This window comes from Robertmurraya dakarensis (assembly GCF_900156875.1).
Lineage (GTDB): Bacteria > Bacillota > Bacilli > Bacillales > Cytobacillaceae > Robertmurraya > Robertmurraya dakarensis.
This window is the reverse complement of record NZ_LT707409.1, coordinates 3,060,322-3,085,756: the sequence shown is the minus strand read 5'-3', so window position 1 is coordinate 3,085,756 and position 25,435 is coordinate 3,060,322. Positions and strand designations below refer to the sequence as shown.

General features: G+C 40.6%; 20 protein-coding genes. 14 read left to right on the top strand and 6 right to left on the bottom strand.

Features of this window, described 5'->3' with window-relative positions; translation table 11 throughout:
* From CZ487_RS23810 to CZ487_RS23800, 3 genes are all read left to right on the top strand, one after another.
* A partial coding sequence (locus CZ487_RS23810; protein WP_077214853.1) for an Ig-like domain-containing protein occupies positions 1-2,183 on the top strand: 2,183 nt, incomplete at its 5' end.
* A gap of 254 nt (positions 2,184-2,437) precedes the next feature.
* Positions 2,438-5,026 (top strand): bifunctional 2',3'-cyclic-nucleotide 2'-phosphodiesterase/3'-nucleotidase, encoded by a 2,589-nt coding sequence (locus CZ487_RS23805; protein WP_077214852.1) that lies wholly within the window; start codon positions 2,438-2,440, stop codon positions 5,024-5,026.
* A 172-nt stretch (positions 5,027-5,198) separates the two neighbouring features.
* On the top strand, positions 5,199-5,972 hold the full coding sequence (locus CZ487_RS23800; protein ID WP_077214851.1) for an N-acetylmuramoyl-L-alanine amidase family protein: 774 nt from the start codon (positions 5,199-5,201) through the stop codon (positions 5,970-5,972).
* A 119-nt stretch (positions 5,973-6,091) separates the two neighbouring features.
* On the opposite strand, the gene CZ487_RS23795 is transcribed toward CZ487_RS23800, so the two are convergent.
* Positions 6,092-7,201 (bottom strand): acyltransferase, encoded by a 1,110-nt coding sequence (locus tag CZ487_RS23795; RefSeq protein ID WP_084783362.1) that lies wholly within the window; start codon positions 7,199-7,201, stop codon positions 6,092-6,094.
* 117 nt (positions 7,202-7,318) lie between these two features.
* Between CZ487_RS23795 and CZ487_RS23790 the strand changes: the two genes are divergently transcribed.
* The 3 genes from CZ487_RS23790 (at position 7,319) to CZ487_RS23785 (ending at position 9,334) form a co-directional block, all read left to right on the top strand.
* A complete protein-coding gene (locus CZ487_RS23790; RefSeq protein ID WP_077214849.1) occupies positions 7,319-8,233 on the top strand; it encodes a carbohydrate kinase family protein in 915 nt (304 codons plus the stop codon).
* Positions 8,234-8,343: 110 nt separating this feature from the next.
* Positions 8,344-8,448 (top strand): putative holin-like toxin, encoded by a 105-nt coding sequence (locus tag CZ487_RS27595; protein ID WP_237562935.1) that lies wholly within the window; start codon positions 8,344-8,346, stop codon positions 8,446-8,448.
* Positions 8,449-8,773: 325 nt separating this feature from the next.
* Positions 8,774-9,334 carry a recombinase family protein gene (locus CZ487_RS23785; protein WP_077214848.1) on the top strand — a complete coding sequence of 187 codons (561 nt, stop codon included), beginning with the start codon at positions 8,774-8,776 and terminating at the stop codon, positions 9,332-9,334.
* Positions 9,335-9,434: 100 nt separating this feature from the next.
* On the opposite strand, the gene CZ487_RS23780 is transcribed toward CZ487_RS23785, so the two are convergent.
* Both CZ487_RS23780 and CZ487_RS23775 read right to left on the bottom strand, forming a co-directional pair.
* Positions 9,435-9,713, bottom strand: a complete 279-nt coding sequence (locus CZ487_RS23780; RefSeq protein ID WP_077214847.1) for a hypothetical protein — start codon at positions 9,711-9,713, stop codon at positions 9,435-9,437.
* Entirely contained in the window at positions 9,698-9,958 is a 261-nt protein-coding gene (locus CZ487_RS23775; protein ID WP_077214846.1) for a CGCGG family putative rSAM-modified RiPP protein, read from the bottom strand. The genes CZ487_RS23780 and CZ487_RS23775 overlap by 16 nt, the downstream gene beginning before the upstream one ends.
* A 282-nt stretch (positions 9,959-10,240) precedes the next feature.
* Here CZ487_RS23775 and CZ487_RS23770 point away from each other — a divergent pair, with 282 nt between their 5' ends.
* The 3 genes from CZ487_RS23770 (at position 10,241) to hisC (ending at position 13,403) form a co-directional block, all read left to right on the top strand.
* Positions 10,241-11,596, top strand: a complete 1,356-nt coding sequence (locus tag CZ487_RS23770; protein ID WP_077214845.1) for a diguanylate cyclase domain-containing protein — start codon at positions 10,241-10,243, stop codon at positions 11,594-11,596.
* Between the two features lie 9 nt (positions 11,597-11,605).
* Positions 11,606-12,199: a class I SAM-dependent methyltransferase gene (locus CZ487_RS23765; protein ID WP_337189766.1), complete on the top strand. Its 594-nt coding sequence runs from the start codon at positions 11,606-11,608 to the stop codon at positions 12,197-12,199.
* A 94-nt stretch (positions 12,200-12,293) separates the two neighbouring features.
* Positions 12,294-13,403: a histidinol-phosphate transaminase gene (gene hisC / locus CZ487_RS23760; protein ID WP_077214843.1), complete on the top strand. Its 1,110-nt coding sequence runs from the start codon at positions 12,294-12,296 to the stop codon at positions 13,401-13,403.
* Between the two features lie 73 nt (positions 13,404-13,476).
* Here the strand turns inward: hisC and CZ487_RS23755 are convergent, their stop codons facing one another.
* A complete protein-coding gene (locus CZ487_RS23755) occupies positions 13,477-15,192 on the bottom strand; it encodes a DUF2207 domain-containing protein (RefSeq protein WP_077214842.1) in 1,716 nt (571 codons plus the stop codon).
* Between the two features lie 392 nt (positions 15,193-15,584).
* Between CZ487_RS23755 and CZ487_RS23750 the strand changes: the two genes are divergently transcribed.
* A complete protein-coding gene (locus CZ487_RS23750; protein WP_077214841.1) occupies positions 15,585-16,166 on the top strand; it encodes a transposase in 582 nt (193 codons plus the stop codon).
* A 102-nt stretch (positions 16,167-16,268) separates the two neighbouring features.
* Here CZ487_RS23750 and CZ487_RS23745 read toward each other — a convergent pair whose 3' ends face one another.
* Entirely contained in the window at positions 16,269-17,216 is a 948-nt protein-coding gene (locus tag CZ487_RS23745) for an LCP family glycopolymer transferase (protein WP_077214840.1), read from the bottom strand.
* A gap of 305 nt (positions 17,217-17,521) precedes the next feature.
* On the opposite strand from CZ487_RS23745, the gene CZ487_RS23740 reads away from it, so the two are divergent.
* On the top strand, positions 17,522-19,765 hold the full coding sequence (locus CZ487_RS23740; RefSeq protein WP_237562934.1) for a 5'-nucleotidase C-terminal domain-containing protein: 2,244 nt from the start codon (positions 17,522-17,524) through the stop codon (positions 19,763-19,765).
* Between the two features lie 224 nt (positions 19,766-19,989).
* Here the strand turns inward: CZ487_RS23740 and CZ487_RS23735 are convergent, their stop codons facing one another.
* Positions 19,990-21,036, bottom strand: coding sequence for an S-layer homology domain-containing protein (locus CZ487_RS23735; RefSeq protein WP_077214839.1), 1,047 nt, complete (start codon positions 21,034-21,036; stop codon positions 19,990-19,992).
* A gap of 247 nt (positions 21,037-21,283) precedes the next feature.
* On the opposite strand from CZ487_RS23735, the gene CZ487_RS23730 reads away from it, so the two are divergent.
* The 3 genes from CZ487_RS23730 to CZ487_RS23720 all read left to right on the top strand — a co-directional run bounded on the left by CZ487_RS23730 (position 21,284) and on the right by CZ487_RS23720 (position 25,387).
* Positions 21,284-21,685: a GtrA family protein gene (locus tag CZ487_RS23730; RefSeq protein WP_419865738.1), complete on the top strand. Its 402-nt coding sequence runs from the start codon at positions 21,284-21,286 to the stop codon at positions 21,683-21,685.
* A gap of 66 nt (positions 21,686-21,751) precedes the next feature.
* Positions 21,752-22,726: a glycosyltransferase family 2 protein gene (locus CZ487_RS23725; protein WP_077214837.1), complete on the top strand. Its 975-nt coding sequence runs from the start codon at positions 21,752-21,754 to the stop codon at positions 22,724-22,726.
* A 12-nt stretch (positions 22,727-22,738) separates the two neighbouring features.
* The gene (locus tag CZ487_RS23720; RefSeq protein WP_077214836.1) at positions 22,739-25,387 is read left to right on the top strand and encodes a YfhO family protein; all 2,649 of its coding nucleotides are present in this window, start codon (positions 22,739-22,741) and stop codon (positions 25,385-25,387) included.
* The last annotated feature ends 48 nt before the right edge of the window (positions 25,388-25,435 follow it).

Genomic DNA, 25,435 nt, shown 5'->3' with positions numbered 1-25,435 from the left:
AGGCTGTTAATACACCGGAAGTTCCTGAAATTGTTGAATCAGAAATTATAAACATTGATGTTGATACAACAACAACAGTTGAAGTTCAGTTTAACCAAGCTGTAGAAGCATTTGACCGTAATGATGTTGTGATTGAGGATGAAGATGAAGATCGTATTTTCGTTAAATCAGTAGAACTAGCTGAAGATGGAAAATCTGCTTCACTTGAGTTATATGATGCACTTAAAGATGAAACTTCATACGATTTCACAATCAATGCTGGTGAAGAAGAATTATCTTACACTCTTGACTTTGTACTAGGTGAAGTTTCTGAAATCCTAGCTTCAAGCAAGACAATTGATCCTTCAGAAGACTACGAAATTGAATACACTGTATTAACAGATACTGGAGTAGATGTTACTGAAGAAACTGACGTAACTTTCAATGATGACAGATCTGATGTTGATACTTCAACTGGTGTAATTGTTGCTAATGATTTAGAAGATGGACAATCTGTTTTTGTCGAAATCGTTGCTGGTGACGTTAAGAGCAAAAGAATTAAAATTACTGCTAATGATGGAGAAGCAACAGAATTCTCAGCTTATTCAGTAGTGTCTGAACCTGTTGGCGACTTAGATGCTTGGAATGCTGATGATTTTGAAGCTGACCATGATATCGCAATCGGCCAAAACGGATTATCTCTAGATGTATTATTCTTAGACCAATATGGTGAAGAAGCAGCCGAAACAATTAAATTTGAATCACTTTCTCCAAGCATCCTTGTAGTTGATGAAGCGACTGGTGAATTAACAGCACGTAAAGTCGGTACTGCAGATGTTAAAGTAACTATGGGAGATGTTACAAAAGTAGTTAAAATTGATGTTGTGGCTGAAGCGAAGTTTGATGCTTTAGAAATTCGAAACGATGAGGGAGATGCTATTACTAACCTAGCAATTAACCCTGATGTTGATGAAAATGAAACTGTAACAGTTCAACTAGTAGACCAATATGGTGAGGATTTCTCGGCATCTGAAGAAGACTTAACTGTTGAAGTTAAAGGTGATTCAGTAGAGGTGGACCAAGAGGGTGAAGGCCGTACAACTACATCTGGTGCACTTGTATTAAACTTAACTGCAGTAGATGGTGAAACTGGCAAGACTACTATCACTGTGAAAAATGAAGATGGTAAAATTGTTGAAACTCTAGAAGTTTCTATTGAAGAAGCTGGAGAGATTGCTGACTATAAATTAGAAGGCTTAAAGGAAATTGATCTTTATGGTTCTTCTGATGATGACGAAGATACTGTAAGCGAAACTACACTTCAAGTATTCCCAGTTGATGAAGATGATGTGAAAACTGCGGGTGCTGTTGAGGCTGAGTACGTAGTTGTTGATGAAGATGGTACTGAGATCGATAGTGCAACTGGAACTTCAGTTTCACTTGGTTTTGGAAGCGAACTTGCTGTAACAGAAACTGGAACGTACACATTAAAAGTAACTGTAGGTGCCCTTGAAGTCATCAACACTGAATTTGAGGTAGTTGATACTGAAGCCGCTTATGAATTAACTCAAACTGAAGATGAAATTGTAGTTGATAACACAACTAACTTATTTGCAGAAATCCAAGCTGCTCTAGAAATTACTCAAGATGGAGATACTGTAGATTCTTCAAACATTACTTCTTTCTCAGTTGTATCTGATAAGAAGGCTGTTATCGCAGATAGCGCTGATGCATCATTTACTCTAGATGATGAAAATGCTGCTGAAGTTGTTCTTTCTGAAGGAACTGCAACATTATTTGTTGATGAAGTTGTAATCAATGGAAAAACTGTTGAAGTAGATTACCAATTTGATGTAACTGTTGAAGATGTATTTGCTCCTGCAGCTCAATCTATGGTTATCGCTGACCAAAACAGTAATTCTACTTTAGATGCTGGAGAGACTGTAACTATCACATTTACTGAAGCATTGTCAGGTGAATCAGTGGCAGCTGTTAAAGCAGCACTAGAAGGAATGGAGAAATTCGGTGAAGGTGCTATTGCAGTAACTGAAGATAACAAGACTTTCGTAATAACTGCTGGTGAAAGTGCTTCTATCAGCACTACAGAAGGCGGAGTTAGATTTACTACTGACATCGTTAATATTATTAAAGATGGAAATGGAAATGCTGCAAAAGAAGAAGTTTTCTTCACTGTAGCGAAGTAATAAAACAGGTACCAGGTACCGCCCGTGGACACTGTCCACACGACACAGACAGTCATTATAAGTAATAAGAGAGTCACTCAATATCTGTTGGAGGGTATTGGGTGGCTCTCTTTTTTTGGAAATTATGATAGTGAGTATTCTACTATGTCATACATTTGTAAAAATTATGGAAAATAGATTAAAATAGTAGATTTTACCCTGCTAAAATGCTATGATTTCTTTGTTTGAAAACACTTTCCTAGGGGGAATTTTTAGTGAAAAAGAAGTTTGGAAAAAAGGCAGTTGCTGGTGCAGCTATCGCACTTGGACTGATTATCCCGCAAGTTGCTCCAACTATTACCTACGCTGATGTGATGAACGATGAAGATGTCGTCAATCTTCGAATCGTTGAAACAACAGATATCCACTCAAACGTTATGAACTATGATTACTACAAAGGTTCATCTACTAATGCTTATGGCTTATCCAAAGCAGCTAAATTAATTAACGAAGTTCGTGAAGAAGCGCCGAACAGCCTGCTTTTTGACAACGGTGATCTAATCCAAGGAAGCCCAATGGGTGATTATGTCTACAACAACGACTTAATGAAAGAAGGATATGTACACCCTGTTTTTAAGGCAATGAATCAATTAAACTATGACGCTGCAACAGTAGGGAACCATGAATTTAACTATGGATTAGACTATTTAGATATTGCACTAGAAGGTGCTGATTTTCCATACGTGAATGCCAATGTCTATGATAATGACGGCAATCGCTATTTTACTCCTTATGAAATTTTAGAAAAAACAGTAGTAGATGAAGATGGAGAGGAACATACAATTAAAGTCGGTGTAACTGGTTTCGTGCCTCCGCAAATTTTAACATGGGATGCAAAATATATTGCAGATGACTTGAAAGTGAAAGACATTGTTGAGTCTGCAAAAGAAGTAGTACCGCAAATGAAGGAAGCAGGAGCAGATATCGTTGTCGTGCTTGCTCACTCTGGTATCGCGAGCTACGATCAAAATGGCAAATTGCAGCCATACCAAGAAGGCATGGAAAATGCTTCTTACTACTTGAGCCAAGTTGAAGGAATTGACGCGATTTTAACAGGACATCAGCATCAAACATTCCCGAACGCAGCTAAACCATCATTCCCAGATGGAAATGGAATTGATAACACAAAAGGAACGATCAATGGAATTCCAACGTTAATGCCTGGTTCTTGGGGAAATAACATCGGACTGATCGATTTGAAAATAGAAAAAGTGGACAATGCATGGGTCGTACAGGATGCTCAAGCGCAATTAAAGCCAATCACGGTCGGCGAACAAACTGCTGAGCCTGTTCAAGAAATCGTAGATGCTGTAGCAGAAGAGCATGAAGCGACCATCAAATATATGGAAACTCCTGTTGGTGAATTAACAGGTGACTTGAACACTTACTTTGGTCTTGTAAAAGATAATGCAGCGATGGAAATTTTAAATAGAGCACAAACATGGTATGTGGAAAATGCATTAAAAGATAGTGAATACGCAGATCTTCCAGTGCTTTCGGCTGCTGCTCCATTTAAAGCAGGCCGCGGCGGTGTAGATGATTTTACAGACGTGAAAGCTGGTACTCTTGTTCTTAAAAATATTGCTGATTTATATCTTTATGATAATAACGTTGTGAATGCTGTTAAAGTGGATGGCGAAAAACTTAAAGAATGGTTAGAATGGTCAGCTGGCCAGTACAACACCATTGATCCGAACAGCACGGAAGAGCAAAATCTGATTAACCCAGACTTCCCGACATACAACTTTGATGTGATTGATGGCGTAACATACGAAATCGACGTGACATCATTGCCAAAGTATGACAGAGGTCAAAACGTGATTAACCCTGAAGCAAATCGTATTAAAAACCTTAAGTACAATGGTGAGCCTGTAACAGCGGATATGGAATTCATCGTAGCAACAAATGACTACCGTGCGGCAGGCAGCAAGTTAATGAATCCGGGCGGAGTGAACACAGTTCTACAAGCGCCAGATTCAAACCGTCAAGCGATGATGAACTATGTTGTTGAACATGGAACGATTGAAGCAGAAGTAAATAACAACTGGACATTCGCTCCTGTTGATGCAAATGTAACATTCTTATCTAATCCAAAAGCTGCTGAGTTAGCGAAGGAAACGAATAATATCACTTATACTGGTAAAACAAATGAAGCTGGTTTTGGCATTTTCAGCATTGACTTAAGTGGAGCTGGTGAAGGGGAAGAGCCGACAGAACCAACACCAACTGAGCCAACTGAACCGACAGAGCCGCAAGAGCCTGAAGCTCCAGTAGATCCAGGATTTAAAGATGTTTCTGGAAGCCACTGGGCTTATGAATATATCGCTGCTCTTGCTAATGAAGGCGTCATTAAAGGAAAAACTCCAACAACATTTGATCCAGGAGCAAACATCACTCGCGGTCAATTTGCGAGCTTGTTAGTACGTTCTTTAGGATTAACTGCTAAAAACGATGCGCCATTCACAGATGTTAGCGGCGACCTTGCAAAAGAAGTGGCGGCAGCATATGAAGCAGGAATTACAACAGGAACTTCTGCGACAACGTTTGATCCTTACAAGCCAATTACACGTGCACAAATGACAACGATGTTAGTTCGTGCATACGAAAAGCAAAACGGTGAAGTAAAAGCTTCAGAACAAAAGCAATTCGCGGATACGGCAGCATTAAGTGCAGAAACACAAGATGCGATCCAAAAAGCATTTGATCTAGAATTAGTACAAGGCTACGGCAAACAATACAAACCAGGCAACCAAGCAACACGCGCCCAAGCTGCAAAAGTAGTCTACCTGCTAAACAACAAATAATAAATAATAAGGTACCAGGTACCACTCGTGGACACTTGTCTTTCTGGTGTGTACACAGAAAAATCGACTGTGCGTTTTCGTGCAGTCGGTTTTTTTGTAGATGGGAGGGTTAGTTATTTTTGGAAATCACCTTGTGTCACTCTTAGGCATATAGATATCAAGGGTGAAAAATATGGTGAAAATCTTTATTGACCCTGGCCATGGAGGAATGGATTCAGGGGCTGTTGGTAACGGGTTGTATGAGAAAAACGTAACGTTGCAAATAGCGCGAAGAATTAATGAAATCCTTCTCAACGAATATTCTGGTGTAACCACAAGACTAAGCCGCACAGGCGATCAAACCGTATCTCTGTCACAGCGTACAAATGCCGCCAATGCTTGGGGAGCCGATTTCTATCTATCTGTTCACATTAACTCCGGCGGAGGAACAGGGTATGAAGATTTCATTTACCCTGGAAGTGGTACTCCGACGACGACATATCAAACAAACATTCATCAAGAAGTGATGAAGCTGGTTGATTTTGTTGATAGGGGAAGGAAGCAGGCTAATTTCCACGTGTTGAGAGTTTCAAACATGCCTGCATTGTTGACAGAAAATGGATTTATTGACAGTAGCTCCGATGCTGCGAAGCTAAAACAAACGGACTTTATTGATCGAATTGCCCGAGGGCACGTCAATGGGTTGGTGAGGTCTTTTAATTTACAGAAGAAGCTCAGCGGCGGGGGAGCTTACCGCTTGAAGACAGGTACGTTTGCAAATGAAACACATCAAAGAATCGCCGCAGAACGTCTCAGATCCTTTAGCGGCTGGATTGTTCATGAAGTGAGCGACAACGGACTTCGCTTATTAACAGGCAGCTTCCGAACCCGAGCACACGCAGAAATCGCAAAACGCCGTGTCGTAAATGAATTTGGCTGGGTCGTCCACATCGTCGAAGACAATTAGGTACCACAATTAGGTACCTGGTACCGCTTGTGGACAGTTGGTTGAGTTTGTGTTTTTGGGGTGGACAGTATTGAAGAGGGGATGGATCTAGTATCAAACAGATCTATCCCCTCTTTGGTTTAGGTGGCTGGTTTTTCGGTGTTTAGTGGTTTTCTTGGGTCTGGAAGCTTTCCGAAGATCATCCATGCTCGTGGGAACAGGAGATGAATGATTCTAATAAACACGTAGCAACTGACCAAGACTAGCACATATCGAACAAAAATGAATAGGTGAAACTGCATTTCTGTTTGTGGCACTAAATAGATTTGCCAAAGTGCTAGGATGAAAGGATGCACCAAATAAAAGCCGAATGAATAGATGCGCAGTTTCTCAATCACAGCTTTAAACCATTCGGAAGAGATGCCGTCAACCCAGATCGCAGCTTTAAACAAAAAGTAGCAGGAAAGCAGGTAATAACAGATCGCCAAAAATTTAAATACATGATACTCCATTAGAATGTTTCCCAATACGTTTTGCTGGTGATACAAGTAGGTGTATCCAAGTCCGAGGCCAACTGTCACCGCAAACATTGCCCAAAAGTTCTTTTTCGATAAAGTCTGCTTTAACTTTGGATAGTAAATGCCAACCCATCCCCCCAATAAAAAACTCGCCAGATAAACCATGAAAAAGGGGCTGGTAATCCAGTTATAGCTATGGTTTAAAATTTGATAAAAATATTCAAGGGCAAATCCAAATAAAAATAGATATTTTTTTACAAACCAAAAGCGTTTAATTAAAAAAACAAACACAGGCATCAGGAAATATAATTGCACGAGAATCAAAATAAAATACAGCTGGTAGTTGGAGCTCCCGTAAAAAATATTCGTGGCCACTGTTTCGATATTTTCAAAAGTTCTGTAACCCATATAATGGGAAAAACCTTCATAAAACAACGACCAAACAAGATAAGGAAAAAGAATGTACATAAATCTTTTTCGGTAAAAACCAAGCCATGTCTTCAGCGTAAACGGCCGGTCGTCATAATTGTAAAATAAAACAACACCGCTTAGAAAAACGAAGACGGGGCCTTCAAATCTCGTGAAGCGATTTAAGAGTAAATAAAACTGATACCAAGCGTCAGTTGGATCAAGATAGGACAAAGCCTCCGCGGTTGTGTGGATCAACACAACGAGCAGCATCGCGACGACCCTCATATATTTTAACGAATCAATTCTTTCTTTTCTCATCATATCCTCAAATCTTTTGAAAGTATTATCTTTATTATACCTTATGACGATTGCAGGTCTAGAGATTGGCTAAATCGTTTGCTAGACTATTTTAAAAAAGGAATTAGAGGGGCATGGTCTATGAAAAATGGAATTATTTCCTACGGTGAGGCGTTTGTTGATTATATCTCGGTGGATTCTTCCAATCAAAACTTTCAAAAATACATCGGAGGGACTACGCTGAATGTTGCGGTTGGCGTGAGAAGACTCGGTAGTCCTTCCTATTATTTATGCAAGCTGGGGGAGGATGAGGTAAGCTTTTTTATAAAAAATGAGCTGAACAAAGAGGATGTTAATTTGGAATACAGTGTTGAATCTGGCCAGAAAAAAATTTGCGGTGTATACGTTCATTTGAATGATGATGGTGAGCGCTATTTTCATTCTTATGAAAATGAATCCCCAGATGAGCAGCTGTTGGTTTCAGAATTGCATGAAGAGCTTTTTCGAAAAGCGAAGCTGTTTTATTTTGGGTCGGGAACTCTTTTTCACGAAATATCCCGTCAGACAACGAAGGCGGCTGTTGAGTTGGCTCAGAAGCATGGCACTCTGGTCGCTTTTGATCCCAACATTCGTATGAAAAGATGGGAAAGTGAACAAAAGTGCAGAGCCGCGATCATGGAAATGCTTCCTAATGTGGATCTTCTCAAAATAGCTGAAGAGGAATTACTATTTTTAACAGAAACGCTGACGGTTGAAGATGGGTTAAAGCAGCTTGCGGACTATGGGATTCCCTATGTTTGGGTGACGTTAGGAGAAAAAGGGGCGTTGGCAGTTCATGGTGGAGTGGAGTTACATGTTCCTGCTATGAAGGTAAAAGCGGTTGACACTACCGGTGCGGGTGACGCGTTTATGGCGGGGATTCTGCATTGTATTCATAGTAAGGGGCTTCCGGAAGATAGTGCTGCGCTAAAAAGATACACGGAGTATGGAAATGATTTAGGTGGTAAGGCTGCTAGTGTTGTAGGGGCATTGACAGTGAGTAAGGAGTTGTTTTAAAAATAGGAACATTTGTTCTGTTTTTAAATATGGTTAGATGGTAAAATGAGGGTAACAACTACAAAGCAGACGGGCGGGTGACTACTTCCCTTTGGAAGGGAGGTGGAGGATTGACAATATACGAAGCAATTAATGTAGCAATTGGATCCAATTCATTATTGATAGCGGTTCTTTCACTTTGTGTTATGTTATTCGTCACAAACCAAAAGAAGTAATCACCCTGCCTCGTCTGGAAATAGGATGATTACTTCTTTTAGGATCTATGAAAATTAGTCTGCCGTCCGTTCGCTCACGGCATGTAGTTGCCAGATCAGGTGTTGCAGCACCTGATCTTTTTGATGATTAAATTATACTCTACCCATACGCAAATGACAATTGGCCAAATGTATTATTGTGCGCCCCAAATGGACACTGTCCACGAGCGGTACCAGGTACCTAATAGTGTTTCATAACTTACTTAGTATTGACGTTGAAATGAGCGAGAGGTAAGCTAATGATTGAGAGAGATCATAACTTGTATTCAAAATGGAGGGGGAAACCTTGATTTACGGATATGCTAGAGTAAGTACGCAAGGTCAGGATATTGAGGTGCAAATTCAGCAGTTAAAAGAGGCTGGATGCGAGAAGATTTTTTCAGAAAAATCCACTGGCTCGAAATCGGACCGTCAAGAATTCCAAAAGCTGATGAATATGCTTGAAGAAGGGGATTCACTGGTTGTAACGAAATTAGATCGTTTTGCACGTTCTACTATTGATGCGATTACGACCGTTAAGAACCTTTTTGATAGAGGGGTTAAAGTGAATGTGTTAAATCTTGGGGTCATTGAAAATACGCCGCAAGGAAAGTTAATCTTCAGTGTGTTTTCTGCGTTTGCTGAATTTGAGAGAGAATTAATCGTGGAACGAATGAAGGAAGGAAAAGAGATTGCGAAGCAGAAGCCTGACTTTCGAGAAGGCCGCCCTCGCAAATACGGCAAAAAGAAGATTGAGCATGCCCTGGAGCTGCTAGAAAGCAATTCTTATAAGGAAGTAGAGCAATTAACGGGGATAAGTAAGAGCACATTAATACGAGCAAAAAGACGCTTAGAACAAAAAGTGTAGTTTCGAAGATTGTAAGAATAAGTGTCCACCCCATACATACAAAAACACCAAACTGTCCACGGATGGTACCAGGTACCTAATGAGGGGTACCTGGTACCATCTATGGAAAGTAGATGTCGATTCGGTTTTCGCCGTTTTTAATGGTATAGTAGTTCCGGAAATCATCTTTTATATATTTTTCGGGGTATTCTTTTAATAGAATTTTTTGCTCCGGGCTGCCGTCATGTTTAATAAAAGTGAGATTATCGCGAGTTACCATAATCCTTTTAAAGTTAAAACCCTGCCTATCATATAAACAATCTTCTTCATAATAGTTCAGGACTACCTGGCGATTTTGATATTGAGTTAACGTCTCTAAGTCATTTATTTGCTTTTCCATACTCTTAGCACATACCCTCCGCAACCGCATTGGTCGATAAATTTAGTATCAATTCTGTTACCAAAATATAGATGTAGTGATTCTGATAAATAATCATCAGGATTTCCTAAGTTTGCTGGTGTTACAAGATTAACATAGTAACCTTTCGATGTTTGTTCGACAGCCTCGATAGCATCCTCAACAACTAACTCCATATTATTCTCATATTCATCATGTTCAAGTGATATAGACCAATTTTTCTCCATCGTTTCACCTCTACTCCTCTCAACCCCATCATACAGCCAAGGCCCAGAGAAAGAGTTGATATACATCACGGTACTGAAAACTTTTAGGGATGACCAACGGAGATAGGTGGTTTTAGGGGTTATTGTCCACCTGAAAAAGACAATATCCCCAAACTGTCCACGAGCGGTACCAGGTACCTTTTTTATGTTTTTTTCTAAAATTTGTTATAATCTAGGTATTTTGGAGTGGGTTGATTCTGTTATAATTTCGATATAGTACTTGTGGGTAATGGGGTGAGGGGTTTGGGGAAGGACATTGAATTGGTTTATCAACGAAATAAGTGGCTGCTTTTCGGTTTGGCTGGCTATTACCTTGTTAGCCTTGTTGTTAATGTAGCTGTATTGGGAATCTCTGCCCTGTTCCCTCCAGTGGGGCTTATTTTGTGCAGTACCCTGGCATTACTAATCTATAAAAAGACCTATATCAAAACCACGATGTATTTGTTGGTTTTATTTATTTTTCTGTATTTCTTTTACCTAATCACTGATTACCCATTTTTAGTCAACTATGTTTTCATGTGGTTTGGTCTCATCTTAAGCTCGGTTTATCAAAAGATTTCCGTCATTATTTTCGCAGGCATTTTATCGATCCTGCTTACCTTTTATGCTTTCTTCGGCTTTCATGAAGAAATTTTTCCAAACGTTGTTTATTCTGATATTGTCTATTTAATATTGTTCTGTATCTTTATCACTGTTTATCTCGTGTTCTCAACTCGCTTTACTTCCCGCTTGAGGGAAAAAACGCAGCGCGATGAAGAAAAGATTAAGCATCTGTTAGCCAACGCCAATATCATGACTTTTTCTTATGACCTGAATACAGGGGAAACCGTTATTAACTCGAATCTAAAAACAATGCTGCCGACAGAAATAGCACCAAAAGGGCTTATTCAGTGGAAGGAATACGTTCATCCGCTGGATCTCGAGAAGATAAATCAGGCAGAGCAAGAAATCCAACAGGGGGCAGAGAAAGTAATCGAATACCGGCTCCTTTCCCAGGAAGGTAAACAAACATGGCTTAGATGTCATTTTATCCCCATTTTTGACAACCCGAAGCAAAAGCGAATTGATGGGATACTAACAGATATCACCGAAGAAAAGCTTCAAGAGGAAAAAATGGAAAATCTAGCTTATCAAGATCCGCTGACTGGATTGCCGAACCGTTCTTTTTTAGCAAAGTATTTCCAAAAAGCGGACGCCGAAGTAGAGAAACTGTACCTCTTTTTCATCGACTTAGATTCCTTTAAAGAGGTAAACGACACTTACGGTCATTACATCGGTGACCAGGTGCTTAAGATTATTGCAAAAAGAATTCAGTCATGGATCAGGGAAAGCGATATTCTCTCGCGAATTGGCGGGGATGAATTTGTAGGGATTTTAAAAGGACTTTCTAAAGAAGATGTAGGAAAAATTATCGGACGTATCCAGGAATCCCTGGCAGAGCCGATTTCTATCGATAAAGAGCTGATCACCATCACAGCGAGTATCGGCGTTTCCTTGTATCATCCTGGAGATGAGCTGGACAAGCTGATTATAAATGCAGATAAGGCGATGTACATGGTGAAGCAGTCCGGTAAGAATGATATTCGTTTTATTAGTTGAAAAAAAGAGGTGAATGTATTGGGAAAGTGGTTTCCATCCATCTATGATATGGCCATGTCTCCTTTAGAAAAAGGGACTTTTAAAACAATCAGAAAAGAACTGATCGGCAAGGCCGCCGGCAGAGTTTTAGAAATAGGAGCAGGAACAGGAATCAATTTTCCATTTTACCAGAATGTTGAGAGAGTGGATGCCATCGAACCGAACCCTCTCATGATTGAAAAAGCAAAGAAGAGACTGCACTTGGCGGATGTTCCGGTGCAATACCATACACAATCAGCAGAGAACCTGAGCTTTCCAAACATGACATTTGACTCCGTAGTCGCAACCCTTGTCCTGTGCAGCATTCCAGACCCGGTCTCGGCGCTGAAAGAAATAAAACGTGTAGCGAAGCCGAACGCTTCGATTCTCTTTTTTGAACATGTAAAAATGGAGCAGCCGTTTTTAGCTCAGCTTCAGGAAACATTGACTCCAGCGTGGAAAAAAGTCTGCGATGGCTGCCATTTGAATAGAAACACACTGGCGCTGATCCGAGAGGCAGGCTTTGAAATTCAAAAAGTAGAGTCCTATTACAAGGGTTTATTTTTAGTAATAGAATGCAGGTAAAGCTATTGACAAACTAGTAAGTAGTAGTCAATAATAACCTTATACTTTAGTTTGCTAATGGATTAAAGCGAATTCTAAAAAGGAGCTGCTCGATATGGAACATTTATGGAATCATAACATTAAAAAATTAACCCCTTATGTACCTGGGAAACCGATAGAAGATGTGAAAAAGGAACTGGGCTTAACGGAAATCATTCGCTTAGCATCCAATGAAAACCCGTACGGCCCGTCGGAAAAAGCGATTAGAGCAGCACAGGAAGCAGCGTCGATTAATCAGCTTTATCCGGAGCCATCCAATCGGGAATTGCGGGAAAAGCTAGGGGAAGAATATGATATAAATCCTGATAAAATCACCATTTCGAATGGTGCTGACAATATTTTGCTGCTGATCAGTCAGGCATACATCAATCCGGGTGATGAAGTCATTTATTGCGCACCGACTTTCTCTGTCTACCGTTCGACGACGTTGATGATGGGCGGGGTGCCAGTTGAGGTGCCGCTAAATGATCAGCATGAATTTGATTTAGAGGGCATTCTCCGTGAGATCAATGAGAAGACGAAGCTCATTTACGTTTGTAACCCGAACAACCCTACAGGCACGGTCGTTGATTCGGATGTCTTGGAGGATTTTATAAAAAGAGTTCCAGACCATGTGATTGTCATTTTGGATGAGGCGTATGCCGAGTTCATTGATATTGAAGGCTATAAAAAGGGAGTAGAGTATGTGAAGGAAGGCTATAACGTGATTTCCGTGCATACTTTTTCGAAATTATATGGATTAGCGGCGGCGCGAGTGGGATATGCGATTGCCTCAGAGGAATTGTTAAAGCCGATTCTCGCTGTGCGCGAACCTTTCCCTGTCACAAGAATGTCTGATGCAGCTGCGATTGCTTCTTTAGAAGATGTTGACTATAAGAATTTTATTTTAGATGAAAATCGTAAGGGGCTCACGTATTTAAGTGAGGAGCTTGAAAAATTAGGGTATTCTTCGGTCCCGTCTTATGCGAACTTTTTATTTGTTGATACGGGCAAGGATGTTCAGCCGCTCTACATGGAGCTGATGAAAAAAGGGTTCATTGTTCGTCCTTGTACAAGCTTTGGCTATCCTAATCATTTTCGGGTAACGGTGGGAACGCCGGAGCAGAATGAGAATTTTATTGAGGTATTAAAAAGCTTAAGTTTATCGCAGGTTAACGGGCGGTAAGACCCTCACTGATTCCACTTAATAAGAAAAAGGGAATTTGATCAAACGTTTGATCAAGTTCCCTTTTTGTATGCTAAAAAGCGCCAGAACCGCCGCCTCCGCCGCCAACACCGCCCCCACCGCTGGTAGATGATGAACTGCTTGAAGAGGATTGAGTATTTTGGCTGGCAGAATGAAAGTTCGTCGAAGCAACCGGGCCAATAAAGGTCATGGCATAAATGCCTGCTGGATCAGAATGACCAGCCGTATTAGTTAGCGGTCGTTCAAATGACTTCACGAGTTCTTCGTTTTTCTTCACAATGCCTTTGTTGTTGATCCCTAATCCGTATAAATAGGCACGCATCTTGTCATCGGCACTGAGCTCATTCCATTTTACAACCGTCATTTCTTTAAAAAACTTTTTAACAGCATTCCACTCATAGGAAATCTTTAGTCCATCCCGCGTCTTTGGATGGTAAAAAAGGGCATAGAAGATGGTAGTGATAAACAATAGCAGTGCTGCCATAAACCATCCTAGAAGATCATAGATCGGAAACAGAATGATAAAAGGAAGCACGAGTAGACTTGATAAGCCAACGGTCCACCGAAACTTTGCGCTGTTTTCATAAAGGTTCTTTTCCTTCATTTCTTCTTTTACGGCCTGACTCCATTTTATTTGATTTTGCTGATATTTATTATGATTCCTACTTGCCTTTGTATAGGAGGCAAGATTGTCAAAGGTAAATTTGCCGTTTTCTCCGACTTCATGGAATAAGAAGTCTATTAAAATTTGTTCATGTTTCAGAAGCTTTTTTGGCGTGTCTTTCATCACAAACACATTCTGATCAAGTTGCTCTACAATTCCTTTTCGAACCAAATCCAGCAGACCGGCTGCCATTGCTTCAGCTGGGAGGTATCCGCCATTTGTAAAAAAGATGGTAGCGGGTAGACTCATTTCTTCTTTTGGGATGGAAAAGTCGTCTTTCGCTTCACGCTGCACATCAGCTTTTTTCAGGCGTGCCTTCATGAAGGTGCTAATCATCAGAATGAGTAAAATAAGCGTAAACGCTGGAATGCCAATTTTGCCGATTGTGTTAAGCGTATCCTTCGTTTCTAGTTTTTTAATGGCTGCATTGATAAGGTCGGCGTGAGCCTTCAGGATTTCATTCTTTATTGGTTTGTCTGCTGTAATCGCTGCGGATGGAAATAGAGCGGCATCGTAAGCCACACGGATATCACCATTCTCATCAGAAGGCACTTCGCCAAGAGTAAAAATGACACTTCCGTCTGATTGAATGTTTTCTGTTTCAAATGCTTCATCATAACCAAAAGCAATCACATTTTTCGTTTCTTTTGGAGGGTGAACCGTAATGTTCATGTTCTCATAGGTTGATTCATTGCGGTCATCAAAGAATGGCCAGTAAAATTCAGCAAGATCTGAATAGACATCGACACCATTTTTTATGGTATAGGCAAGATCAATCGTAATAACCTCGTCTTCGCCTTTGCGATGAATTTTATAAAGGTGATCCTCGTTTTCTATTTTTAAAGGTTTCCCATTTTCTTCTGCAGTGAAGTTGGTAATACTGCTGCCTTCTTTTGGCGCTATCTCTCGCGTAATCCCACCAAAATCACCGTCAAAGCTATAGGTATGAGTCTCCTTCACTTCCACATTTCCATCCTCAAGCAGCCAAGCTTCAATCTCAACATCATCAATCGAAAACTCCACCGCAAGCCCCTGCCCCGGAAACACAAAAAGAGCCATAAAAAATCCTATCACTAAAATAAGGCCTATCCTCTTATTAAACATCAACCTCCACACCTTCCTTCCCTATAAAATACGAACCACTCCCCCAAAAAGTTTCAAAACCAAATATCGGTACCAGGTACCCTCCGTGGACAAATTCACCTTTTTGTCTTTCTACGGTACCAGGTACCGCCCGTGGACATTTAGGGTTATTTTGTCCTTTCGAGGCGGACGGTTAATTGTAGATTTCTTGTCATAAAGTGGGTGAAAAGGGTGATTTGTTCAGTGGTATAATTTTCTAGTATGAGGAAGGTAGAATCTTGCTATGTTTTAGGAGAATTATCGTTACTATTTTATCCAAGTGATTAGCTGCTATCCTGTTGCTTTATGTATTCTTCCCAAATCTGTCATGTAATTAAAGCCCTTGATTTTACTCTAACAAAGGAGGAAGTTACTTGCCGCGCAAACCTCAGTTCTGGTACCCAGGTGCTAAATATCATATTTACAATAGAGGCAATCGAAAAAGTACCCTGTTTTATGATGATGAAGACCGCATGAAGTATTTAACAATCACTGCGGAAACGAAGGAAAAGTATCCATTTCATCTTAATACCTACTGTTTGATGACCAATCATATTCACCTCAATTTAGAGACAATCAAAGATCCTCCAGGGAAAATCATGCATGCCATCAATGTTAATTACGCCAAATACTTTAATAAAAAATATGACCTAACGGGCCACGTCTTTGAAAATCGTTACAATTATGAATTTATTGATTCTGTTGAGTATGAACTGGATGTCAGTAAGTATATTCATCTCAATCCTCTCCAAGCGGGTATGGTTCAAAAAATGGAAGATTATCCATGGAGCAGCTATAGGGCATATATCCTGAAAGAGCACAATCCTCTCGTTACAACCGACCATCTTCTTTCATACTTTCCCGACCCACCTGAAATCTACTATCACCAGTATCTAAAATCAGCATATACATTTTCTCAAGCTATGAGTGTATTGAGGTCGGAACAAGAAATCTAAATCCGTAATGAGTGTACACGTGGAAAAGACACTGTCCACGAACGGTACCAGGTACCGCAAAAGGACAAAAGATGCAAAGTGTCCACGAGCGGTACCTGGTACCTAGAGGGTTTTGTTTGTTAGTCCAAGGTGTGTTTTTAGTTCGTTTTGGATGCGTTGTTGTTCTTCGGTTGAGACGACTTGGTAGAGGATGGAGTCGATGCGTTCGCTTTTGCCTTCGAGCTGGATTTGTTCGATGTTTTCGCTTGCGCTTCGATAGTTCAAATGAATGTCAACCATTTCATCGAATGTCAGGTTGGTTTTGATGTTTTTGCCGAGTGAAGCGAAAATATCACCAAACCTTGTTAATGAGCTAAAGCTGCTGCCCTTATCAATAACCCCTTGAATAACCTGACGCTGTCTTTGCTGGCGGCCGTAATCGCCGGCGGGGTCCTGTTTTCTCATTCTCGAAAAAGCAAGTGCCTCATCACCATTCAGTGTGATCAGCCCTTTTCTAAAATGAAAGCCGTCCTCCGAAAAAGCAAACGGATTATTAATCGTGATCCCGCCAACAGCGTTCACAATCTCTTTAAAACCCATCATGTTCACTTTTACAAAATAATCAATGGGAATATCTAAAAAATTCTCTACGGTATCAATCGACATTTTCTCGCCGCCGAAAGCGTAAGCGTGATTCATTTTATCGGATGTCCCGTGCCCAATAATTTCCGCTCTCGTATCCCGAGGAATGCTCAGCATCTTGATCGAATTTTTACTCGGATTCACTGTCAGCACGATCATCGTATCAGAACGGCCGATGTCACCCTTGCGTTCATCGACTCCAAGCACTAAAACAGAAAAGGGATCCCTCTTTTTCAGCGTCACTTTTTCCAGCCGTTTTTCCGACACTTTTCGAATCTGCATCGGTTCATGCATCGTATCAACAGCATTTGTCAGCGAAGAGTAGATGGAGTAAGCATAAGCAGATACTCCAGCGACTAAAAAAAGAAGAAGAAAACCCGTTATACGGAGCCATTTACGTTTCTTTTTCCGATGTCTAGCAGACCTCATCCTGCTCATTCCCCCAAGTTGAAAATTATCGTTTAAATGTCATCACTCCGACCAAGAAACAACCGTATATCATACTGTTTCCAAGAAAACAAAGCTTTATGATGTGAAAAAGAAAAAACCATGATAAGTTTTTGTGAATTTTGCTAGAAAACTGTAAAAAACTTACCCGCAATAGGCAATTTTCAGTTAATATAGAAGATAGATTAGTAGAGTTGTAGGAAGGTTACAGGGCTATTTTTTAAAAAAATGACCTCAGAAAGTCCTACACTACTCAAGCTAAAAAATAGTAAGGAGGAATTTATATCATGTCTTATTCTCCAAAGTCATATCGTAAATTTATGGCAACGATTACAACAGCAGCATTAATCGCATCCGCAGCTGCACCAATGGCCAGCGCTGCTGAAGCGAAGCAATTCTCTGATGTAAGTGAAAGTTTCTGGGCGGCAGAAGAAATTTATAGCTTAGTAGAGCAAGGTTTCATTAACGGATACGAAGATAATACATACAAGCCAAACCAATCAATTATTAGAGGTCAGGCAGCTAACTTACTAATGAGAGCTTTAGACCTTCCAGTTCCTTCTGATGTAAAAGCGTTCGAAGACGTTGCGGAAGGTTCAAGCTTTGCTGAAGGAGCTGCTGCAACGAAAGCAGCTGATATTTTCAACGGGTCTAACGGTAAATTCAATGCTGGTGCTGAGTTAACTCGTGAACAAATGGCATCTGTTCTAGTTCGCGCATTCGACTTAAAAGCAACAGAAGAAGACATTACCTTCACGGACTGGGATTCCATTAGTCCTTCTCATCAGGAAAATATAGAAATTTTAGCACAAAACGGAATTACAACTGGAAAAGAAGACGGCTCATTTGATCCGAAGGCTCCAGTAAACCGTGCTACATTTGCTGTATTTTTAGAGCGTGCTCTTGACAAGGTGCAGCCGGCACCTCAGCCAGAGCCGCAGCCTGAACCGGTGGACAATTATAACTTAACCATCATGCATACAAATGATACACATGCACATTTAGACAATGTTGCTAAGCGTGTAACAGCTGTTAAAAATGTTCGCGCAGAAAAGCCTAACGCATTATTAGTGGATGCAGGGGATGTTTTCTCTGGAACATTGTATTTCAATGAATTCAGAGCACAGGCTGATTTAGAATTCATGAACCTGATGGGCTATGATTTAATGACCTTCGGTAACCATGAATTTGATTTAGGAACGAACGAAGGAGGACATCAACCGTTAGCTGACTTTATTAAAGGCGCAAGCTTCCCGTTTGTTAGTGCGAACGTTGATTTTTCAAGTGACGCGTTGTTTAAAGATATCAACCAAGGTGACCTTATTACAGAACAGCCGGAAGATGGAAACATCTACAAAGGGATTATTAAAGAAATTGACGGCGAAAAAGTCGGTATTTTCGGTTTAACAACAGAAGAAACTGTGGCTATTTCAAGCCCTGAACAGGTAGCTTTTGAAAATTACCTAGAAGAAGCTGAAGAAGCCGTTGCTGCTTTTGAAGAAGCTGGTATTGATAAAATTGTTGCCGTTACACATATTGGATATGATGATAATGCGGCGGTTGATAACGATCTTGAACTAGCGATGCAAATCGACGGCATTGACGTCATTGTCGGCGGACACAGTCATACAAAGCTTGACGAAGCAGTATGGGTGGAAGAAGATGAGTCTGGTGAAGCGAAAGAACCAACGATCATTGTCCAAGCTTCCCAATACGGCGATTACCTCGGAACGGTTGATGTTGAATTTGATGAAAATGGAGTGGTCGTAGGGGCTGCTGCTGAATTAATCAAAGTAGATGATCTTGAAGAAGATGCAGAAGCGGCTGAAAAACTACTTCAATACTCTACAAAAATTGATGAAGTAAAGAATACTGAAACGGGTGCGGTAGCCGTTAATGCGTTGGAAAATCCACGTCAAGGTGAAGGGCAGACAGTCAGCGTGAGAAGCAATGAGACTCCGCTTGGTAACTTGATTACAGACGGAATGCTTGATAAAGCGAAGCAATTCAACCCTGATACAGTAATTGCTGTTCAAAACGGCGGTGGAATTCGCGCTGCAATTGATGCAGGTCCAATTACATTAGGTGACGTTCTAACAACATTGCCATTCGGTAACACATTGGCAACGATGGAATTAACAGGTGCTGAACTGGTTGCTGCTCTTGAGCACAGCGTAAGCCAAGCTCCAGCAGAAAGCGGCGGATTCTTACATGTAGCTGGAATGAAATTCACTTATGACAGCAGCAAGCCTGCTGGAGAAAGAGTGGTTTCAGTGGAAGTAGAAGAAGAAGAGGGCGTCATCACAGCACTTGATGAAGAGAAAACATATGTGATCGCTACAAATGCATTCACTGCTAAAGGCGGAGACGGCTTTGATATGTTCGCAAAAGCATACGACGAAGGCCGTGTAACAGACCTAGGATTCGCTGACTGGGAAAACCTTCGCGACTACGTAGCACAACTTGAAACTGTTGAACCAACAGTAGAAGGCCGCATCGTAGACGAAGCACAACAAACAGAAAACGAATAATATAACAAACCAAAAATATATAAACTATTAGCCCCAAGAACTACCCAAAGAGGCTAATAGAATACCAAAAAAAGAGGAACCGCATCAACATCGACGCGGTTCCTCTTTTTAATTCAGTGTCTTTCTTGAGAATACAACTGTCCACAAGCGGTACCAGGTACCACAAAAAGACAAAAGGCCGAAAGTGTCCACGGGCGGTACCAGGTACCACTTTAGGTACCACTTTAGAAGCCGATGTTGTAGATTTTCCAGTTGCCGTTGTTGTCTTTTTGGAGGTAGTAGTCGTTTGAGTAGTCGGCTGGTTCTTCTAGGTTGCCGTATTTGCTAGAATGATAGATTTCTTTGTAGATCAGGTTGTCTACGTAGAGCTTTGCGTAACGATTGCTCTTCATTTCTACGGTCACACTAAAATCCCCGATTGGTTCAAAGCGCAGTGTGTCGCCTTCATCGAGTGCGCTTTGATAGAGCTCAGTGATTTCCACTCCTTGAGAACGATAATAGCCAAATCCATCTCTTGTATAAAGCGACTTTAATTCGTTAAAGTTACTAGTGTTAAGCAGGTTTCTTTCTTCGTTAATATGATTCGTTAAAGTTGATTTAAGCTCACTATCGCTTGGCAAGTTGGTATCTTCTTGACGCAGTGCACGGTGGATCATGACGATTCCGTGTGCTCTTGTCGCGAAGTTCAACGGTTGAAACAACTGCCCGTTCCCTTTAATAATCTCATTAGCAGCAATCGTATTCACTTCTTTAGCTGCCCAATGGTTAGGGGGAACATCTGTAAATGTTTTTCCAGTAGAATTGAATGTAATGCTATCTTTAAATGCCCGGTAAATCATCGCTGCCATTTGACCGCGGTTGATTTTATCATTTGGATAAAACTTTCCGTCTTCTTTCCCGTTTATAATTCCATGGCTCGTTGCAATTTGCACATAAGGGTAATACCAAGCGCTAGAATTCACATCAGGAAAAGATTTTGCGGAGCCCGCTGCTTCAAGGTTCAATGCATTCACGATCATTTTTGTAAACTGTGCTCGAGTAATGAATCCTTCTGGTTGAACTCTCACGTTCGGAATGACGCCCTCACCCTCAGATACACTTCCTGTAATGATTTCAGCAGCTAAGAAATCATCAATTTCTTCCAATGCCCAGTGATCATCGGGAACATCAGAAGGAAAATAAAAAATCGTCGCTTTTTCCTCGGCAGACGCCGTAAAAGGCAAAAGCGCAAACAAACAGACAAGACTTAATGTAATACGCAGGGCTTTCATGTTAAACTCCTCTCAAAATATGTACTATATATCAAGGATAAACGTTTACCAGATTTGAGACCAACTGAAAATATTGGAAGAATCATAAATAGGACAAAATTCCCTGAAAAAACCGCGGCCTTCCAACCAATTTCACCAATCCCAGCTGCCCCGCCTTGAAAAACATCGCTCAATCCTTCATGATAAGAACTACAAATTCCAAAATAACCCAAATTTAGTAATAAGCTATACAATTGAGGTAATGAAAATGATCAACTCAACATTTATCAAGCAGGCGATACGATTTGTCATCATCGGATTTGTCAATACAGGAAACTACTATGTATTGTATTTACTCTTTTACACAGTGCTGAACTTGCATTATATGGCGGCTCATATACTAGCATTCGTCATCAGCATGGTCGGTTCCTTTTTCTTGAATTCCTACTTTACCTATCAGAGCAAGCCGACGTTGAAGAAATTCTTTCAATTTCCGCTAACCTATGTGGTCAATATTACGGTGACCACGACAGCACTCTATATTTTAACGGATCTCATGGGATTGAATGGTAAAATAACACCCTTATTTGCATCAGTGATCGCAATTCCGTTCACATTTCTGCTTTCTAGAAAAATTTTAGCCGACAAACATCAGCCAGAACCAGAATAAAAAGCGGAGTTCGAGGAGATAATACTATTTTAAAAAACAGATCCTATATAAAGAAGGGATTTTACAATGAAATTATCTATTGTCATACCCTGCTACAATGAAGCCGCAGTGCTTAATGATTTTTATAATGAAATAATAAAAATTGCCAGAGAGATTCCCGGCAATCTAGAGATGGTCTTTGTGAACGATGGCAGCCGAGATCAAACTTTGCCGATCTTAAAAAGGCTTGCGGAGCAAGATTCCCGAGTCTACTATCTATCATTCAGCAGAAATTTTGGCAAAGAGGCAGCTATGCTCGCGGGGCTTCGCTATTCAAGGGGAGATGCTGTCGTGATTATGGATGCTGACCTGCAGCACCCTCCACACCTCATTCCGGAAATGGTCGAAAAGTTCCAAGAGGGCTATGATCAAGTGGTTGCGAAAAGATCTAGAAAAGGTGAGGCGGCATCGAGAACGCTGCTATCGAAGCTATATTATAAGGTAATTAACCGTTTAACAGATGTAGATTTCATGGATGGAGTCGGTGATTTTCGTCTGCTCAGTAAAAAAGCGTTAAAAGCATTGTTAACGTTAAAAGAATACAATCGTTTTTCAAAAGGGCTTTTTTCTTGGATTGGCTTTAAAGAATACGTCATTGAATACGAAAATGTCACGCGTGAAGCAGGAGAGAGCAAGTGGACGTTTAAGAGTCTCTTAAATTACGGAATCGATGGGATTGTTTCATTTAACAACAAGCCTTTACGCATATCCATTTTTCTGGGATTGACCATTACGTTATTTTCGGTCCTCTATATTGTGACGATGTTATTTCAGGTATTATTTCAAGGTGTTGAAGTACCAGGCTATTTTACAACGATTACCGCCATCCTTTTTCTCGGCGGTGTTCAGCTGATTTTTCTCGGAATCATCGGCGAATACATCGGCCGCATCTACTATGAATCAAAGGGCCGGCCAAACTATATTATTGATGAGAAAAAAATGCGGCAGGTGGAACATGTCAGAGAGAAGTCTACTTCAAGAGGTCGGATTTCCCATATTTAGGAGGCATTTGTGTTGTCAAGGAAAGTAAGAAAAGAGATCCTCGCGCTGTTTATTCTCGCCATTGCTGCGGTGGGAATGCATGCCTATGTTTTTCAATCGGGATCGCCTTTAATAACAAGAGGAACAGACGCAACGGTTCAGCTTTTGTTTTTCAAATATATGCTTCACAGCCTTTTTACTGATGACCATTTCTTTTGGTCTTGGTCTTACGGGCTTGGCGGAGATATTTTTGGGCAGTTCAATTACTATTATTCGGCTTCTCCCTTTTTATGGCTGCTGTTATTTTTCGATATCGACACGCTCACGGACGTTGCCGGCTGGGTATACAAGTCCTCGATAATAAAGCATTTTGCGGCAATGGCAGGTGTTTACGTTTTACTAAAATACCATAACAGGTCCTTCACCGCTTCATTAGTTGGTGCGCTGATGTATGGCGGGACGATCCTGTTTGCGTTTAACTCTCTTCAATTTGATTTTATGCTGGACCCCTACATATGGCTGCCGATCGCAGTACTTTCACTGGATCTTTATGTTGATAAAAAAAGAGCCTGGCCCTTAATCCTTTCGGTTGCTCTCATGACAGCGTCCAATTTTTATTTTGGTTTTATTTCGTCTGTCTATCTCATTTGTTATGCAATCTTAAAGTATTTTGAAGTGGAAAAAAATGCTTCGATAAAGGATTTTATCGGATACGGTTTGCGAACTTCTATCGTGTATTTAATCGGTCTTGGCATTTCGGCCTTTGCCTTTCTGCCGGCTGTCTATCAATTTTTACACACGGATCGCTTACAAAGAGATTATGCTATTCCCTTTCTTTTCGACATAGAACACTATGAAAATGCTCTGCTATTCTTGTTTTTCTCTTTTAGAAGCGCGCATCCCATCACCTACAGTATTGGACTGCCGATCTTGGCGTTTGTCCTGCTGCTCTCGAGCTTTACGATCAGGTCAGCCAGCCTGAAACATAAGAAAATCTTTTTAGGGGTGTTTTTCCTCCTTTTTTGTTTTCCGTACACTTATTCATTTTTCAACGGAATGTCAGCAATGCAGACAAGATGGCTGTATTTGTTTAGTTTTACCATCTGCTTTATCACGCCTTTCTTTTTAGATGAAATGAAGTTTATGAAAAATAAACATCTGCTGACAGGCGGAACGCTTTTCCTGCTCATCTATTTAGTGTGGAAGAGTCAAGGCATTAGTCATGATGTGGCGGTCTATAATTATATTCTTTTAGGGATAGGGATCCTTTCCATTCTTTTTTTGATTCTTTTTTTAAAAAGAAAACATTGGGTGTTGTCAGCTTTATTGGTCGGGGCTGTGGCAGTCAACGGGATGCTTCAGCATTATTTTTACTATAACGAGTTCCTAGGGACTGCAGGAATTCAAAAGGAAGTAAATCGAACGTACTTGTCGAGTATTAGTTTTGATAATAGAGAGGCTCTCAGCATATTTGAGGAAATTGAGCGAAGTGATCCAGGGTTTTACCGAATAATCTGGGATCACCCAAAAGTAGAGTACAACACGCCGATGTACTATGGATATAAAGGGAATAGTGCGTACCAAAGCTTGCTTTCGGGGAATGTTCATCAGTTTTTCAAAGAGGATTATAACATCCTCCAATTTGATTCGATGAGTATGTTTAAAAACTATGACCAACGAGCTTATTTAGAGAGTGTAACAGCGAATAAATATTATATCGTGGATAAAAACGCAATGCATATTCCATTTGGATATGTCAAACGGTGGGAAACTGCTAACTGGGATATTTACGAAAATCAGCACTTCCTCCCAATCGGCTTTCACTATTCCCAATGGATAACAGAAGAGGAGTTTAGAAAATTAAATCCCGCAGAGAAGGATCAGCTTTTGCTACAAGCTGCGGTTGTGAAGGATGAACTTTCAGTTGGGGAACATTTTGATGTGAAAAAATTAAGCACACAAACGCTGCATCAAGGTGTAGAGAATGTTATTTTTAAAAATATCGAAGGCAGCGGCCGAAACGAATACAACGCATTGCTGGAAAATGGCAGCGAACTTATAATTCCAATCGAAAACCCTGATGAGAATGGTGAGATTCTAGTTGAAATTGACATTGAAGAGCTTGATGGAAAAAGTTTTACCTTAACCCTGAACGGGAAAACGCTCGAGAAAAGGCCCAATCATTTAACATGGTCCTATCCTAAAACCAATTTCGTCATCAATGCCGGCTGGAATTACGAGGAAGATGAGATTCGCATTGAGCTGTCAAATGGTCATTACAGAATCAACGATCTTCATGTCTATTTTAACTCCTATGAAAATTTAGTCGAAAGAGTGGATGATCTTCGACAGACGGGCTTGAAGAATTTGAACTATACAGAAGAATCTATTTCGGGTGAAATTATCGCGGCGGAGGATGGAATCTTCTATTTATCTGTACCCTACAGCAAAGGCTGGAATGTGCGCATTGACGGTGCTGAGGTCGAGCACATCGAAGTGAATCACACCTTCATCGGCATCCCGCTTGAAAAAGGAACTTATAAGCTGGAAATGAACTACGTAACGCCATTCTTTAAAGAAGGCTTCCTTGTATCGATTTTATCGATTATATGCGGCGCATTGTTGTCACTGTGGAGAAGAAAGAATGGAAAAAGCAGCAAAGACAGCATAGTGAAAGGGTGAAATCCTGAGGATTTCACCCTTTTCTAATAGATGAGCTGAAGAAAAATG

Bases quoted from the DNA above. Each gene is read 5' to 3' on its own strand.
- CZ487_RS23800 (WP_077214851.1), top strand. From the start codon at position 5,199: ATGGTGAAAATCTTTATTGACCCTGGCCATGGAGGAATGGATTCAGGG.
- CZ487_RS23795 (WP_084783362.1), bottom strand. From the start codon at position 7,201: ATGATGAGAAAAGAAAGAATTGATTCGTTAAAATATATGAGGGTCGTC.
- CZ487_RS23790 (WP_077214849.1), top strand. From the start codon at position 7,319: ATGAAAAATGGAATTATTTCCTACGGTGAGGCGTTTGTTGATTATATC.
- CZ487_RS23780 (WP_077214847.1), bottom strand. From the start codon at position 9,713: ATGGAAAAGCAAATAAATGACTTAGAGACGTTAACTCAATATCAAAAT.
- CZ487_RS23775 (WP_077214846.1), bottom strand. From the start codon at position 9,958: ATGGAGAAAAATTGGTCTATATCACTTGAACATGATGAATATGAGAAT.
- hisC (WP_077214843.1), top strand. From the start codon at position 12,294: ATGGAACATTTATGGAATCATAACATTAAAAAATTAACCCCTTATGTA.
- CZ487_RS23755 (WP_077214842.1), bottom strand. From the start codon at position 15,192: ATGTTTAATAAGAGGATAGGCCTTATTTTAGTGATAGGATTTTTTATG.
- CZ487_RS23745 (WP_077214840.1), bottom strand. From the start codon at position 17,216: ATGAGGTCTGCTAGACATCGGAAAAAGAAACGTAAATGGCTCCGTATA.
- CZ487_RS23740 (WP_237562934.1), top strand. From the start codon at position 17,522: ATGTCTTATTCTCCAAAGTCATATCGTAAATTTATGGCAACGATTACA.
- CZ487_RS23735 (WP_077214839.1), bottom strand. From the start codon at position 21,036: ATGAAAGCCCTGCGTATTACATTAAGTCTTGTCTGTTTGTTTGCGCTT.
- CZ487_RS23730 (WP_419865738.1), top strand. From the start codon at position 21,284: ATGATCAACTCAACATTTATCAAGCAGGCGATACGATTTGTCATCATC.
- CZ487_RS23725 (WP_077214837.1), top strand. From the start codon at position 21,752: ATGAAATTATCTATTGTCATACCCTGCTACAATGAAGCCGCAGTGCTT.